12 protein-coding genes and 2 pseudogenes are annotated in these 13,882 nt (G+C 71.2%); 7 read left to right on the top strand and 7 right to left on the bottom strand.

Annotated features, from left to right (window positions below):
• Positions 1–466 (top strand): annotated as a pseudogene (locus ACTWQJ_RS30820) (PH domain-containing protein); the annotation flags it as partial.
• A gap of 69 nt (positions 467–535) precedes the next feature.
• Here the strand turns inward: ACTWQJ_RS30820 and ACTWQJ_RS30815 are convergent.
• A complete protein-coding gene (locus ACTWQJ_RS30815; protein WP_443309802.1) occupies positions 536–1,795 on the bottom strand; it encodes a hypothetical protein in 1,260 nt (419 codons plus the stop codon).
• 276 nt (positions 1,796–2,071) lie between these two features.
• Between ACTWQJ_RS30815 and ACTWQJ_RS30810 the strand changes: the two are divergent.
• The 6 genes and pseudogenes from ACTWQJ_RS30810 to ACTWQJ_RS30785 form a co-directional block, all read left to right on the top strand.
• Positions 2,072–3,235: pseudogene (locus ACTWQJ_RS30810) on the top strand (phosphatidylglycerol lysyltransferase domain-containing protein); the annotation flags it as partial.
• A gap of 247 nt (positions 3,236–3,482) precedes the next feature.
• Positions 3,483–4,343, top strand: a complete 861-nt coding sequence (folP, locus tag ACTWQJ_RS30805; protein WP_443309801.1) for a dihydropteroate synthase — start codon at positions 3,483–3,485, stop codon at positions 4,341–4,343.
• A complete protein-coding gene (locus tag ACTWQJ_RS30800; RefSeq protein ID WP_443309800.1) occupies positions 4,340–4,843 on the top strand; it encodes a nuclear transport factor 2 family protein in 504 nt (167 codons plus the stop codon). The genes folP and ACTWQJ_RS30800 overlap by 4 nt, the downstream gene beginning before the upstream one ends.
• A gap of 259 nt (positions 4,844–5,102) precedes the next feature.
• Positions 5,103–5,462 carry a dihydroneopterin aldolase gene (gene folB / locus ACTWQJ_RS30795; protein ID WP_443309799.1) on the top strand — a complete coding sequence of 120 codons (360 nt, stop codon included), beginning with the start codon at positions 5,103–5,105 and terminating at the stop codon, positions 5,460–5,462.
• A complete protein-coding gene (gene folK, locus ACTWQJ_RS30790; RefSeq protein WP_443309798.1) occupies positions 5,459–6,070 on the top strand; it encodes a 2-amino-4-hydroxy-6-hydroxymethyldihydropteridine diphosphokinase in 612 nt (203 codons plus the stop codon). The genes folB and folK overlap by 4 nt, the downstream gene beginning before the upstream one ends.
• Before the next feature lie 95 nt (positions 6,071–6,165).
• Positions 6,166–6,654: a DUF3180 domain-containing protein gene (locus tag ACTWQJ_RS30785; RefSeq protein ID WP_129799505.1), complete on the top strand. Its 489-nt coding sequence runs from the start codon at positions 6,166–6,168 to the stop codon at positions 6,652–6,654.
• A 111-nt stretch (positions 6,655–6,765) separates the two neighbouring features.
• On the opposite strand, the gene folE is transcribed toward ACTWQJ_RS30785, so the two are convergent.
• From folE to dacB, 6 genes are all read right to left on the bottom strand, one after another.
• The gene (gene folE, locus ACTWQJ_RS30780) at positions 6,766–7,371 is read right to left on the bottom strand and encodes a GTP cyclohydrolase I FolE (RefSeq protein WP_224735564.1); all 606 of its coding nucleotides are present in this window, start codon (positions 7,369–7,371) and stop codon (positions 6,766–6,768) included.
• Positions 7,372–7,511: 140 nt separating this feature from the next.
• Positions 7,512–9,551 (bottom strand): ATP-dependent zinc metalloprotease FtsH, encoded by a 2,040-nt coding sequence (gene ftsH, locus ACTWQJ_RS30775; RefSeq protein ID WP_443309797.1) that lies wholly within the window; start codon positions 9,549–9,551, stop codon positions 7,512–7,514.
• A 185-nt stretch (positions 9,552–9,736) separates the two neighbouring features.
• Entirely contained in the window at positions 9,737–10,297 is a 561-nt protein-coding gene (gene hpt, locus ACTWQJ_RS30770) for a hypoxanthine phosphoribosyltransferase (protein WP_094057060.1), read from the bottom strand.
• 63 nt (positions 10,298–10,360) lie between these two features.
• On the bottom strand, positions 10,361–11,386 hold the full coding sequence (gene tilS, locus ACTWQJ_RS30765; protein ID WP_443309796.1) for a tRNA lysidine(34) synthetase TilS: 1,026 nt from the start codon (positions 11,384–11,386) through the stop codon (positions 10,361–10,363).
• A gap of 192 nt (positions 11,387–11,578) precedes the next feature.
• Positions 11,579–12,712: a zinc-dependent metalloprotease gene (locus ACTWQJ_RS30760; RefSeq protein ID WP_385513226.1), complete on the bottom strand. Its 1,134-nt coding sequence runs from the start codon at positions 12,710–12,712 to the stop codon at positions 11,579–11,581.
• Between the two features lie 97 nt (positions 12,713–12,809).
• Positions 12,810–13,882, bottom strand: a 1,073-nt coding sequence (gene dacB / locus ACTWQJ_RS30755; protein WP_443309795.1) for a D-alanyl-D-alanine carboxypeptidase/D-alanyl-D-alanine endopeptidase, incomplete at its 5' end; no start/stop codon positions are given.

The raw sequence follows: 13,882 nt of genomic DNA, 5'->3' as shown, positions 1-13,882 counted from the left end.
GCTGGGTACGGGTGGAGCTGGACGTGGCCGGCTCGTCGAACTCCGTGCTGCTGCCGGTCGCCCCGCGCGAGGTGGCCGAGTCGGTCATCGCGCGTGTGCTGCCCGGGTGGCGGTTCCGCCCGTGTCGTCGCTGTCGCGGCCACCGCGGCGCGCCGGGCGGTGCGTGCCGCTGTGGTGGCGGGGCTACGGCTTCACCGTCACCGAGGCGGTGTTCGCGGCCCGGCACGGACTCCTGCGGCGCAGCCTGGCGCTCGTACCGCACGCGAAGGTCCAGAGCGTACGGCTCACTCAAGGGCCCTGGATGCGGCTGTGGCGCGTTGCGGACGTGCACGTGGACACCGGAGCCAACAAGACCGTCACGGCGCGGCTGCGGGACGCTGGGGAAGCCGCGGAGCTGCTGCGGGCACAGGCGGAGCGGTCACGGACAGGGCGCAAGGGGGCACGGCCGGACCGGTGGATGGCATGAAGAACGCCGTGCCCGGCTTGGCGGCGCCGAGCACGGCGTTCAGGCAACCCCCTGCTCGGGGCGGCTGTTTCAGGAGACGGCGCTGCGCAGTCCGCGCAGTTCCTGCACGTCGATCTGCTCGGTCTCGTCGTGCGCCGTCAGGTCGATCACCTGGCCGATGCCGCGCGACTCTTCGCTCGCCGGCTTGAACTCGGCCTCGGCCTCCGCCTTGTGCAGGTCGAGTGCCTCCTGGCCGACCACATCGGCGAGGTCCTCGTTCTGCACGGCCTCCAGCGCTGCGGACGTGTCCGCCTTTGTGCCGAAGAAGTCGAACCCGCCCTCGGCCGTCGGACGGCGCACCGGAGCGGAGGCCGGTACGACGGCCACCGCGGTCGGCACGGTGAAGTGACCGGAGGGCTGCTGCACGGGCGCGGCGGGCCTGGCCGTGGCCGGGACGGACTCCGCGGGGGCCGCGGCAGCGTTGTCATCCGGGAGGGCCGTGTCGGCCGTGGAGGTGGCGGCCGCGCGCTCGTGCCCGTCGGCCGCCTCGGACTTCCCCCGCGCTTCGTCCTCCTGCGCGGCCTCCGCACCGGTGACCCGCTCGGCGTCGGCGGCCACCGGCTGCTTTGGGGACGCCTCCTGGTCGGCGTGCTCCTTGGGGGACGCCTCCGTGTCGGCGTCGAACCGGATCAGCGCCGCCCGCGCCCGCAGGAACAGCCGGGAGCCCTCCGGGGAGAACAGCCCGGAAGCCGCCGCCTTCTGTTCGTCGGTCTCTTCGGTCGTGTCGGTCTCGTCGGCCGCGGTGACTTCGTCGGTGTCGTCGGTGTCGGCCGGGGCTGCCACGGCCTCGGTCTCCTCCGTCGTCGGTACGGGCGGCAGCGCACGCGCGGGAGTCGCGGCCTCTATCTCCAGCAGGCGGCGGCCCTCCAGGGCGCTGGCACGCTCGGTCTCCGCGGTGGCGTACCGGCGCAGCAGTGCCGCGTGCTCATTGCGCAGGCCCGCCAGTTCGGCGCGCTTCGCCCGCAGTCGCTGCTCGAGTTTGACGCGCAGTTCGCGCGACTCCTCCAGGTCGGTCTCCAGTTCGGCGACGCGCTCCTCGTGCCGCCACTCGTCGCTCGCACGCGCGCGCGTGAGGTCGGCGACCTGCTTGCCCGCCTGGGTGTCCCAGCGGCGCAGGACGACGGCACCGGCGACAGCCGTCACCGCGGCGGCCGCCGCCAGCCCACGGAGCACCGTCGGCTCCGTGAACACCCAGGGGCCGAGGGCGCAGACGAGGGAGACGCCTGCGATCGCCGACGGAGGCAGCAGCCTGTGCAAGGGCGGTGAATGGCGATGACGTCCACGTGGCATGGCCAGAAACTTACCGCGCGTAGGCGAATCATGGTGGCCCGGGCGGTAAAAACACAGCCACTCCGATGCATTCACAGCACATGGGCCGTCGGTCTGCGGGAGTTCACCGGGATCCCCTCCCCTGGACTGTGAAAGGGCTTCGGCGAACGGCAGTGAACCTGACCCCGAATCCCACCGTCCTAGAGGGCGCAATGTCGCCGGATGCCCGAATCGGCACCGGTTTCACGGTCTCTCGCAGAACAACGAGCAGACCTACGACCAGAACTACGGGATGCGATGCCTGTCAAGGAAGAAGGGACAAGGGTGCGGCGGCTGTTCCGGGTTCCGCGCCCGGAGGCCGTTCCCGTCCTCGTCGCCAGGGCGTGTGCCCTTGTGGGCCTCCTGGACATCGCCGCGAGCGTCTTTCCGCGCTTCCGGCACAGCCGTGTGCACGCCCTCGCCGAGGTGCTGCCCGGCGCTCTCGGCCCGTTCGCGGCCGCGCTCTCGCTCAGCACGGGCGTGCTGTTGCTGCTGCTCACCCACGGTCTCAAGCGGGGCAAACGCCGGGCGTGGCGCGCGGCCGTCGCGCTGCTGCCGGCCGGGGCTGCCGCGCAGTTCACGTACCGGCCCTCCGTTGTCGGCGTGGTCGTCTCCCTCGCGCTGCTCGCGCCGCTGCTGCGCCACCGCGAGCAGTTCGCGGCCCTGCCCGACCCGCGCGGCCGGTGGCGGGCCCTCGCCAACTTCGTGCTCATGGGCGCCGGTTCACTCGTCCTCGGGCTGGTCGTCGTCAGCGCGCATTCCCGCACGATGATCGGCGACCCGTCCCTGGCGGACCGCATCACCCATGTCCTGTACGGCCTGTTCGGCTTCGAGGGCCCGGTCCGGTACCAGGGCGACACGTCCTGGACCGTCGCCGTCTCCCTCGGAGCGCTCGGCCTGCTCACCGCCGTCACCACGATCTGTCTCGCCCTGCGCCCCGAACACCCGGCACACCCGGCCGCCCGGCTCACACAGGACGACGAGGCCCGGCTGCGCGCCCTGCTGGACCGGCACGGCGGCCGCGACCCCCTCGGCCGCTTCGCGCTCCGCCGGGACCAGTCCGTCGTCTTCTCGCCCAGCGGCAAGGCGGCGGTGACCTACCGCGTGGTGTCCGGGGTGATGCTCGCCGACGGCGACCCCATCGGCGACGTCGAGGCCTGGCCGGGCGCCATCGAACGCTTCATGGACGAGGCCCGGGCGCACTCCTGGACCCCGGCCGTCACGGGCTGCTCCGAGACCGGCCGCGAGGTGTGGACCCGCGAGACCGGCCTGGACGCCCTCGAGCCGGGCGACGAGGCGGTGGTGGACGTCGCGGATTTCTCCCTCGCCGGCCGCGCGATGCGCAGCGTGCGCCGGCTGGCCAAGCGCATCGAGCGTGCCGGTTACGAAACCCGGGGCCGACGCGTCCATGACCTCGGCGACCTAGGCGACCTAGGCGACCTGGGCGAGGCCTCGGGATACCGGCCGCGCATCCGCCTCGCCGCCCCGCGCCCCTGCGCGTACGCCGTCACGGAGCGGGGCATGCGCGCGGCCTGACCGGGACAGGCCCGAGCGGAGGCCCCACCCCTCCAGCACCCGGGGGCCTCCGCTCGGGCCGCACGACGCCGGGACCGCCGGGCCGCACGCCCGCGTGGAGAGGCCCCGCCCACCGTGGGCCTACGCTGAACGTATGAGTAAGCAGAGCGGACGCGGGCGTATCGCGGGCCTTCCGGAATGGGACCGCTGCGCGGTCATGGGAGTCGTGAACGTGACCCCCGATTCCTTCTCCGACGGCGGCCGCTGGTTCGACACCACCGCGGCCGTGAAGCACGGCCTCGACCTCGTCACCGAGGGCGCCGACCTGGTGGACGTCGGCGGCGAGTCCACCCGCCCCGGCGCCACCCGCGTCGACGAGGCCGAGGAACTGCGGCGGGTCATCCCGGTCGTCCGCGGCCTGGCCTCCGAAGGTGTCGTCGTCTCCGTCGACACCATGCGCGCCTCCGTCGCCGAACAGGCCCTCGCCGCCGGCGCCGCCCTCGTCAACGACGTCAGCGGCGGCCTCGCCGACCCCGCGATGATCCGTGTCGTCGCGGAGACCGCCGCCCCCTTCATCGTCATGCACTGGCGCGGCTTCCTGGAGGGTGGCAACGTCAAGGGCGTGTACGACGACGTCGTCACCGAAGTCGTCGACGAGCTGCACGCGCGCGTGGAGGCCGTCCTGGAGGGCGGTGTCGCACCCGACCGCATCGTCGTCGACCCCGGCCTCGGCTTCTCCAAGGAGGCCGAGCACGACCTCACTCTGCTCGCCCACCTGGACCGCCTGCGCGCCCTCGGCCACCCGCTGCTGGTCGCCGCCTCCCGCAAGCGGTTCCTCGGCCGTGTCCTCGCCGGTCCCGAGGGCGCCCCCCCGCCGGCCCGGGAGCGCGATGCCGCAACGGCCGCTGTCTCCGCGCTGGCGGCGCACGCCGGCGCCTGGGCGGTGCGGGTGCACGAGGTGCGGGCAACGGCCGACGCGGTACGGGTCGCGCGCGCCGTGGAAGGAGCCCGGTGAGCGCCCCCCACACCGATGTCGAACAGGTCGAACTCGCCAACACGGCCTTCTACGAGGCACTGGAGCGGGGCGACTTCGAAGAGGTGTCCTCGCTCTGGCTCACCCCGTCCGACCTGGGCGTCGACGAGACCTACCACGACCCCGCGGACACCGGCGTGGTCTCCTGTGTGCACCCCGGCTGGCCCGTGCTCACCGGCCGCGGCGAGGTCCTCAGGTCGTATGCGCTGATCATGGCGAACACCGACTACATCCAGTTCTTCCTCACCGACGTCCACGTCTCCGTCACCGGCGACACCGCCCTGGTCACCTGCACCGAGAACATCCTCAGCGGCGGCCCCGCCCCCGAGGACGGCGACGGACCCGGCCCGCTCGTCGGCCAGCTGGTGGTCGCGACGAACGTGTTCCGCCGCACACCCGCCGGCTGGAAGCTCTGGTCGCACCACGCCTCCCCCGTTCTGGCCGAAACCGACGAGGCCGAGGACGACGACTCACCCGCCTGAGTGGGTAGGCGCCCCCACAAGGGCCCGAAGGGACCAAGGAGTGGTTGGAATCACCTACTCCGGGGTATGCGCGGCTACCACCCCATGAGCCGCCGGGTTCCCCAGGGAAAACACTCGATGAAACCTCCAGGCCCCGACCCGGGCCCACGCCCCCGTGGCCCGGAGCTGTCAGTGCCCGCAGGTAGATTCGGTTCAGGCCGGTGTGCCGCCCGCACCCGGTACGAACCGGCCGCAACCGACGATTGCAGGAGTGATTCGCGTGGATCGTGTCGCGCTGCGCGGCCTGAAGGCCCGCGGGCACCACGGTGTGTTCCCCAAGGAGCGCGAGGAGGGCCAGACCTTCATCGTGGACCTCGTCCTGGGCCTGGACACCCGGTCGGCCGCCGCCGACGACGACCTGGCGAAGACCGTGCATTACGGCATCGTGGCGGAGGAGGTCGTGGCCGTCGTCGAGGGCGAGCCCGTCAACCTCATCGAGACGCTCGCCGAGCGCATCGCCCAGACCTGTCTGAAGCACGAAGGGGTCCAGGAGGTCGAGGTCTGCGTCCACAAGCCGGACGCGCCGATCACCGTCCCCTTCGACGACGTGACCGTCACCATCACCCGGAGCCGAGTATGACTGCCTCGTTCACCGAGGGTCACAGCGACCCGACCGTACAGCCGGTACCCGCCTCCGTCGTCGAGAAGGTCGACGCCGCCGACACGACCCTGCACAACCCCAAATGGGCCGTGATCTCCATCGGCTCCAACCTCGGCAACCGCCTGGAGACCCTCCAGGGCGCCATCGACGCCCTCGAGGACACACCGGGCGTGCGCGTCAAGGCGGTCTCCCCCGTCTACGAGACCGAGCCGTGGGGCGTCGAGCCGGGCAGCCAGCCCTCGTACTTCAACGCGGTCGTGGTCCTGAAGACCACCCTGCCCCCGTCCTCCCTCCTGGAGCGGGCGCACGCGGTCGAGGAGGCCTTCCACCGGGTCAGGGACGAGCACTGGGGCCCGCGCACCCTCGACGTCGACATCGTCTCGTACGCCGAGATCGTCTCCGACGACCCGCACCTCACCCTCCCCCACCCGCGCGCCCACGAACGCGCCTTCGTCCTCGCCCCCTGGCACGACCTCGATCCCGATGCCCAGCTCCCCGGCCGCGGCCCCGTCGCCGACCTCCTCGGCGCGGTCACCCGCGACGGCGTGGCACCCCGTGCGGACCTGGAACTCCGGCTGCCCGAGTAGTCGTTAAGGTCAAGACGACCACGTCGCGACGACACAGGGACGACCTGACCGGCCGGGTCACCACAGACCACGGTCCGGGGAGCTGAAGGGACACCGTGAGAGAGCTGCGCATCAGGGTGCTGATCGGCGTGTTCGTCGTCGCGGGGGTGCTGTCCTGGGCGGGCGCCCGCCTGTGGAACTCGATCGGGACGCTCCCCAGCGTCCCCCTGGCCGCCCCCGTCGTCCTGGCGGTGATCGCGGCGATTCTGCTCGCCACGGCGCTCTCACTGCGCGCCCGCCTGAAGGCCCAGCGCGAACGCCGCCCCGGCGCCAAGGGCGTCGACCCCCTGATGGCGGCCCGCGCGGTGGTCTTCGGCCAGGCCAGCGCCCTGGTCGCCGCCCTCGTCGCCGGGATGTACGGCGGCACGGGAGCCTTCCTGCTGGAGTCCCTCGACATCCCCGCTCGCCGCGACCAGGCCTTCTACGCCGGCTTCTCGGTGCTGGCCGGCATCGGCGTCATAGCGGCCGCCATCTTCCTGGAGCGCGTCTGCAAGCTCCCGGAGGACGACGACCACGACAACACGGGAGCGGCACCGGCGGCCTGAGCGCTCCGCTGGAAGTGCGGTACCGAAGCTGCGGGCCGGTGGGGGCTGGTCGCGCCCACGGCGGAGCCGCATATCGATACAGCCCCGCGCCCCTCACGGCGTACGGAACCGTCAGCGGGCCATGATGAGGCTCATGGCCTCGTTCCGCGTCGCGGCGTCCCGCAGCTGACCCCGCACCGCGGACGTGATGGTCATCGCGCCGGGCTTGCGGATGCCCCGCATCGACATGCACATGTGCTCGCACTCCACGACGACGATCACCCCGCGCGGCTCCAGGATCTCCATCAGGGAGTCCGCGATCTGCGTGGTGAGTCGCTCCTGCACCTGCGGCCGACGGGCGTAGACGTCCACGAGACGGGCCAGCTTGGACAGTCCGGTGATCTTGCCGCTGGTGGCCGGAATGTATCCGACGTGGGCGACGCCCCGGAACGGCACCAGATGGTGCTCACAGGTCGAGTACACCTCGATGTCCTTCACGAGGACCATCTCGTCGTGCCCGATGTCGAACGTCGTCGTCAGCACGTCCTCGGGCTTCTGCCACAGCCCCGCGAATATCTCCTTGTACGCCCGCGCCACCCGCCCAGGGGTCTCCCTGAGCCCCTCACGGTCCGGGTCCTCGCCGACCGCGATCAGGAGTTCGCGTATGGCGTTCTCGGCGCGCTTCTCGTCGAACTCGCCGATGATGCCCTCGCCGTCCAGCGTCACGGGGTCGGTCATGTGGTGCCTCGTTCCTGTGCTGTCACGTGTGGGGACACACGTCCTCTCTGCGGGCATACGACGATGCCGCGCCCCCAGGCTAAAACCTGGGGAACGCGGCATCCATTCCGGGCCTGCGGGACCGCCGGGGCGGTCCGGGCTCAGACTTCGGGGCGGTCCTCCGGTGCGGCCGGCTCGGCCGCCGGGGCGGGCTCCGCCGCCGTGGTCTTCGCGGTGATCGCCGGCGTCGCGCCGTTGGCGCCGTTCGTCAGTGCGAGCTCCTTCGGGGAGAGCACCGGCGGACGGGTGGACGGCGTACGGCGGGAGGAGCCGGTCCACGCGGGGCGCGGCGGCCGCTTGACGATCGGGGCGAAGATCTCGGCGATCTCCTCCTTGCCCAGGGTTTCCCTCTCCAGGAGGGCCAGGACGAGGTTGTCGAGGACGTCGCGGTTCTCGACCAGGATCTCCCAGGCCTCGTTGTGCGCGGTCTCGATGAGCTTCTTGACCTCTTCGTCGACGAGCGCCGCGATCTCCTCGGAGTAGTCGCGCTGGTGAGCCATCTCACGTCCGAGGAACGGCTCGCTGTTGTCGCCGCCGAACTTGATCGCGCCCAGGCGCTCCGTCATGCCGTACTGCGTGACCATCGCGCGGGCCAGGTTGGTGGCCTTTTCGATGTCGTTCGCAGCACCGGTGGTCGGGTCGTGGAAGACCAGCTCCTCGGCCGCGCGGCCGCCCAGCATGTAGGCCAGCTGGTCGAGCATCTCGTTGCGCGTGGTCGAGTACTTGTCCTCGTCGGGCAGCACCATCGTGTAGCCGAGGGCGCGGCCGCGGGACAAGATCGTGATCTTGTGGACCGGGTCGGAGTTCGGGGAGGCCGCAGCGACCAGGGCGTGACCGCCCTCGTGGTACGCGGTGATCTTCTTCTCCTTGTCCGACATGATCCGGGTCCGCTTCTGCGGGCCCGCCACGACGCGGTCGATGGCCTCGTCGAGCATCTTGTTGTCGACCAGCTTCTGGTCGCTGCGGGCCGTCAGCAGCGCGGCCTCGTTCAGCACGTTCGCCAGGTCGGCACCGGTCATGCCGGGCGTGCGCCGGGCGACGGCCGACAGGTCGACGTCGGGTGCGACCGGCTTGCCCTTCTGGTGGACCTTGAGGATCTCCAGGCGGCCCTGCATGTCCGGACGGTCGACCGCGATCTGCCGGTCGAAGCGGCCGGGGCGCAGCAGCGCCGGGTCGAGGATGTCGGGCCGGTTGGTGGCGGCGATCAGGATGACGCCGCCCTTCACGTCGAAGCCGTCCATCTCGACGAGCAGCTGGTTCAGGGTCTGCTCACGCTCGTCGTGACCGCCGCCGAGGCCGGCGCCGCGGTGGCGGCCGACCGCGTCGATCTCGTCGACGAAGACGATCGCGGGGGCGTTCGCCTTGGCCTGCTCGAACAGGTCACGGACCCGGGAGGCACCGACACCGACGAACATCTCGACGAAGTCGGAACCGGAGATCGAGTAGAAGGGGACGCCGGCCTCGCCCGCAACGGCGCGCGCGAGCAGCGTCTTGCCGGTGCCGGGCGGGCCGTAGAGGAGCACACCCTTGGGGATCTTGGCACCGACGGCCTGGAACTTCGCCGGCTCCTGCAGGAACTCCTTGATCTCCTGGAGTTCCTCGACGGCCTCGTCGGCACCCGCGACGTCCGAGAACGTCGTCTTCGGAGTGTCCTTGGTGATGAGCTTGGCCTTGGACTTCCCGAAGTTCATCACTCGGGAGCCGCCGCCCTGCATCTGGTTCATCAGGAACAGGAAGACGACCACGATGAGGACGAAGGGGAGCAGGGAGAGCAGAATCCCGACCAACGGGTTCTGCTTGGACGGCGAGACCGTGTAGCCGTCCGGGATCTGCTTGTCCTGGTACTTGGTCTGCAGCGTGTTGGCGATGGTCACGCCCTGGTCGCCGATGTAGCTCGCCTGGATCTTCGAGCTGTCCTCGACCTTTTCGCCGTCCTTGAGCGTGACCTTGATGGTCTGCTCGTCGCCGGTGGTCAGCTTGGCCGCTTCGACCCTGTTGTCATTGATCGCCTGGACGACCTGGCCGGTGTCCACCGTCTTGTAGCCGCCGGACGAGCCGACGACCTGCATCAACACGACCACGGCAAGGACGGCCAGCACGATCCACATGACCGGCCCACGGAAGTATCGCTTCACGTCCATCCATACGGAGCGGTGCCGCCCCGTCCCTCCTGCCATAGTGAGTTTGATAAGACAGTTCTTCTGACGGTACCCCAGCATTGTTGCGCGAAGCCGCACAGGACGGCTGGCGTTCCCGTCTGCATGCTCCAACGGCGCGAGGCCCGCCGGGGTTCCCGATCATCCTGCGGGGCTTTGGCCCGGGTGGCTCAGCCGCCGTAGACGTGGGGCGCGAGCGTACCGACGAACGGGAGGTTGCGGTACTTCTCGGCGTAGTCGAGGCCGTAGCCCACGACGAACTCGTTGGGGATGTCGAAGCCGACCCACTCCACGTCGATGGCGACCTTGGCGGCCTCGGGCTTGCGCAGCAGCGTGCACACCTTCAGGGAGGCGGGCTCGCGGGAGCCGAGGTTGGACAGCAGCCAGGACAGGGTCAGGCCGGAGTCGATGATGTCCTCGACGATGAGGACGTGCTTGCCCTTGATGTCGGTGTCGAGGTCCTTGAGGATCCGCACCACACCGGAGGACTGGGTGCCCGCGCCGTAGGAGGAGACGGCCATCCAGTCCATGGTGACGGGGGTGGACAGTGCCCGGGCGAGATCGGCCATCACCATCACCGCGCCCTTGAGGACGCCGACGATCAACAGGTCCTTGCCCGCGTACTCCGCGTCGATCTTCGCGGCCAGCTCGGCCAGCTTCGCGTCGATCTCTTCCTTGGTGATGAGTACCTGCTGAAGGTCGGCACCCATGTCTTTCGCGTCCACCCGCATCACTTTCGGTCGTCCCACCGGCTGCCCGATCCCTCGCCCGAGCTCTCGGAGGGGGGTCCGGATTCAGCCTTGCCGAATCACCAGTCTGCCACCCTGCCGCTGGGCGATGACTTTGCCCGGGAGATTGATGGCTCCCTGACCACGCCAACCGGTGATCAGCCGGTCGACTTCCTCGATGTGACGGGCGAACAGCGAACCGGCCGGGGCACCGGCCTCGATGGCCGCCCGGCGCAGGATCCGGCGGCGTACGGCGGGCGGGAGGACGTAGAGCTTGTCGCACTCCAGACGGCCGGCGGCGTCCCGGACGGAGGCCTCGACCTGGCCGGCCCAGGCGTCGAGGGCGTCGGCGTCGTCGCGGGAGAGCTGGGCCGTACGGGCGAGCGCCTCCACGACGCCCTTGCCGAGCGCCTTCTCCAAGGCGGGCAGGCCCTCGTGGCGCAGCCGCGACCGGGTGTACGCCGGGTCCGCGTTGTGGGGGTCGTCCCAGACGGGGAGGGACTGGACCATGCAGGCCTTGCGGGCGGTCTGCCGGTCGAGCTGGAGGAAGGGGCGGCGGTAACGGCCGCCGGCCCCCGAGACCGCGGCCATTCCGGACAGGGAGCGGATGCCGGAGCCGCGGGCGAGGCCGAGCAGGACGGTTTCGGCCTGGTCGTCGCGGGTGTGGCCGAGCAGGACGGCGGCGGCGTCGAGGCGCACGGCAGCGGCGTCGAGGGCGGCGTAGCGGGCGTCGCGGGCCGCGGCTTCCGGGCCGCCCTCGCGGCCGACGGTGACGGTGGCGGACTCGACGGGGTCCAGGCCGAGTTCGCGCAGGCGCAGGACGACTTCCTCGGCGCGCGTGCCGGAGCCGGGCTGCAGGCCGTGGTCGACGGTGATGCCGCCCGCGCGGATGCCGAGTTTGGGTGCCTCGAACGCGAGGGCGGAGGCGAGCGCCATGGAGTCGGCGCCGCCGGAGCAGGCCACGAGCACGAGCGGCGACGACGGACGCTCGTGTGCGGTCTGGTCGGTGGTGGGGGTGTGTTCGCCGAGGATGTCGTGGAGTACGCGGCGGACCGCCAGGCGTATCGCCGCGACCGCAGGATGGGGACCCATGTCCGGTTCCCTTCATGAAGTTGTCGGGGGTTGAGCCCGAGTCCGGTCACTCAGAGTGTGTAGATGGTGACAGAACCGGGCCGTTCCCCGAGCATTGCACGCCTACCCATGCCCCACGGTCCCTCGGACGGGTGATTGGAGGGGCGTTTGCCTGCCGTCGGCCGGCTCCGGCTCACGACCTCTCCCCGGGTTTCACGCCTCGCTCCGGCGGTGCACCCGTGCGATCCAGTCCGCCGGTTTGGCGATCTCCGACTTGGTGGGGAGGGTGTTCGGGGAGGTCCACACGCGGTTGAAGCCGTCCGTGCCGACCTCGTCGACGACGGCCCGTACGAAGCGTTCGCCGTCCCGGTACTGCCTGAGTTTGGCGTCCAGACCGAGCAGCTTGCGCAGGGCGAGATCCAGCCGGGAGGCGCCCTTGGCGCGGCGCTGCTGGAACTTCTCCCGGATCTCCGCGACGCTCCCCACGACCTCGGGACCGACCCCGTCCATCACGAAGTCGGCGTGGCCCTCCAGGAGGGACATCACCGCGGTGAGACGGCCGAGGATCTCCCGCTGCGACGGCGTCTGCACGAGGTCGACCAGCGACCGGCCGCCGTCGTCCTCCTCGCCCTCGGGACGGCCCCCGACGAGGGACTGGGCGGCCTCCCTGATGCGTTCCAGGACGGTCATGGGGTCGACGTCGGTCTCCCCCAGGAACGACTGGATTTCGCCCTCCAGGTGATCGCGCAGCCAGGGCACCGCGGAGAACTGCGTGCGGTGGGTCTCCTCGTGCAGGCACACCCACAGGCGGAAGTCGTGGGGCTCCACGTCGAGTTCGCGCTCCACATGCACGATGTTCGGGGCGACGAGCAGCAGCCGGCCGCCGCCGTTCGCGCCGGCCGGGAGCTCGCGGGTGGCCGGGGCGAAGGTCTCGTACTGGCCGAGGACGCGGGAGGCCAGGAAGGACAGCAGCATGCCGAGTTCGACGCCGGTGACCTTGCCGCCGACGGCGCCGAGGACCGCGCCGCCCGGGCTGCTGCCACGGCGCTCCTGCATCTTGTCGAGGAGCGGCCTGAGGATCTCCCGGAACCCGGCGACGTTCGCCCGCACCCAGCCGGGGCGGTCGACGACGAGGACCGGGGTGTCGTGGGTCTCCTCGGTGCCCATCCGGGTGAAGCCGCGGACGTGTTCCTCCGAGGCCTTGGCGTGCCGGCGGAGTTCCGCGACGACGGCCCGGGCCTCGTCACGGCTCACCTCGGGGCCCGGCCGTACGAGCCGGGTCGCGGTCGCCACCGCGAGATTCCAGTCGACCATCCCAGCAGATGCGGCACCACCGATGCTCGTCATGCATCAACGGTACGTGAGCGCTCCCCCTTGGGGCAGGCCGTGGGGGCCGGCAGCGGCTGAGGCTCGTCCGGCGCTGTGGTGCACGGCCGTGCAGGGCTCAGCGGCAGCCGCATGCCGCCAGGGCCGTCGCAGCGCGGTCCAGGGCCGTCTGAGCCGCCGTCGGGTCCGTGGTGCCGGTGGCCAGGAAGGCGAAGGCGAGCAGGCGGCCGTCCTGGTTCACGACCGTTCCGGCAAGAGCGTTCACGCCCGTGAGGGTGCCGGTCTTGGCGCGGACGATGCCGGCCGCGCCGTCGCCGTAACGGTCGGACAGTGTGCCGGTGAAGCCGGCGACCGGAAGGCCCGTGAGGGTGGGGCGCAGCGTGGGGCGGGCGGGATCCGCCGCCTTCAGCAACAGGGCGGTGATCAGGTCCACGGTCAGCCTGTTGTCGCGGTTCAGACCGCTGCCGTCCCTGAGGACGGCGCCCTTCAGCGGCAGGCCGAGCTTCCTCAGCTGGGCTTGCATCGCCCGGCCCGCTCCGGCGAAGTCGGCGCGCTCGCCGGTTGCGACGGCGGTGTGGCGGGCGAGGGCCTCGGCGATGTCGTTGTCGCTGTTGGTCAGCATCCGCTCGACCAGGGCCGAGAGAGGGGGTGAGGAGACCGTGGCGAGGGCGTCGGCCCGGTCCGTCGCCTTGGACGGCCCCGGGGATGTCGTCGTGATGCCGTGGTCCCGCAGGAAGCCGGCGAACGTCCGGGTCGCCTCCACCGCCGGGTCCGTCACCCGGGGTGCCGGGCCGCTCGTCGAGCCGTCCGTACGGGCCTCGTCGGCCATCAGGGCGGTCACGGGGGCGAGGTTGTCGTTGACGCCGATGGGGTGACGTTCGGGTCCGGCGTAGAGGGTGGTGTCGTACGAGAGGGTCACCTGGCGTACGTCGCGCTGCTTCAGGGCGGCGGCCGTTTTCCGGGCGAGCGTACGCAGGTCGGCCAGGCCCCGGCTGCCCTTGCGGGCGGTGAGCGTGGGGTCGCCGCCGCCGACCAGGATGAGTTCCTCGGTGTCGGGTTCGTAGACGGTGCGGGTGGTGAGGCGGTGGTCGGGGCCCAGGGCGGAGAGGGCGGCGACAGCGGTGGCGATCTTCGTGGTGGAGGCGGGGGTGAGCGCGTCGTGGGTGCCGGTGCCGTACAGGTTCTTGCCCG

The sequence above is a fragment of the Streptomyces sp. KR55 genome (assembly GCF_052245645.1).
Lineage (GTDB): Bacteria > Actinomycetota > Actinomycetes > Streptomycetales > Streptomycetaceae > Streptomyces > Streptomyces flavusporus.
This window is presented reverse-complemented; position numbering and strand designations above follow the sequence as displayed.

Coding starts and splice junctions, on each gene's coding strand:
- ACTWQJ_RS30815 (WP_443309802.1), bottom strand. CDS start 1,795: ATGCCACGTGGACGTCATCGCCATTCACCGCCCTTGCACAGGCTGCTG.
- folP (WP_443309801.1), top strand. CDS start 3,483: ATGAGTAAGCAGAGCGGACGCGGGCGTATCGCGGGCCTTCCGGAATGG.
- folK (WP_443309798.1), top strand. CDS start 5,459: ATGACTGCCTCGTTCACCGAGGGTCACAGCGACCCGACCGTACAGCCG.
- folE (WP_224735564.1), bottom strand. CDS start 7,371: ATGACCGACCCCGTGACGCTGGACGGCGAGGGCATCATCGGCGAGTTC.
- ftsH (WP_443309797.1), bottom strand. CDS start 9,551: ATGGACGTGAAGCGATACTTCCGTGGGCCGGTCATGTGGATCGTGCTG.
- hpt (WP_094057060.1), bottom strand. CDS start 10,297: ATGCGGGTGGACGCGAAAGACATGGGTGCCGACCTTCAGCAGGTACTC.
- tilS (WP_443309796.1), bottom strand. CDS start 11,386: ATGGGTCCCCATCCTGCGGTCGCGGCGATACGCCTGGCGGTCCGCCGC.
- ACTWQJ_RS30760 (WP_385513226.1), bottom strand. CDS start 12,712: ATGACGAGCATCGGTGGTGCCGCATCTGCTGGGATGGTCGACTGGAAT.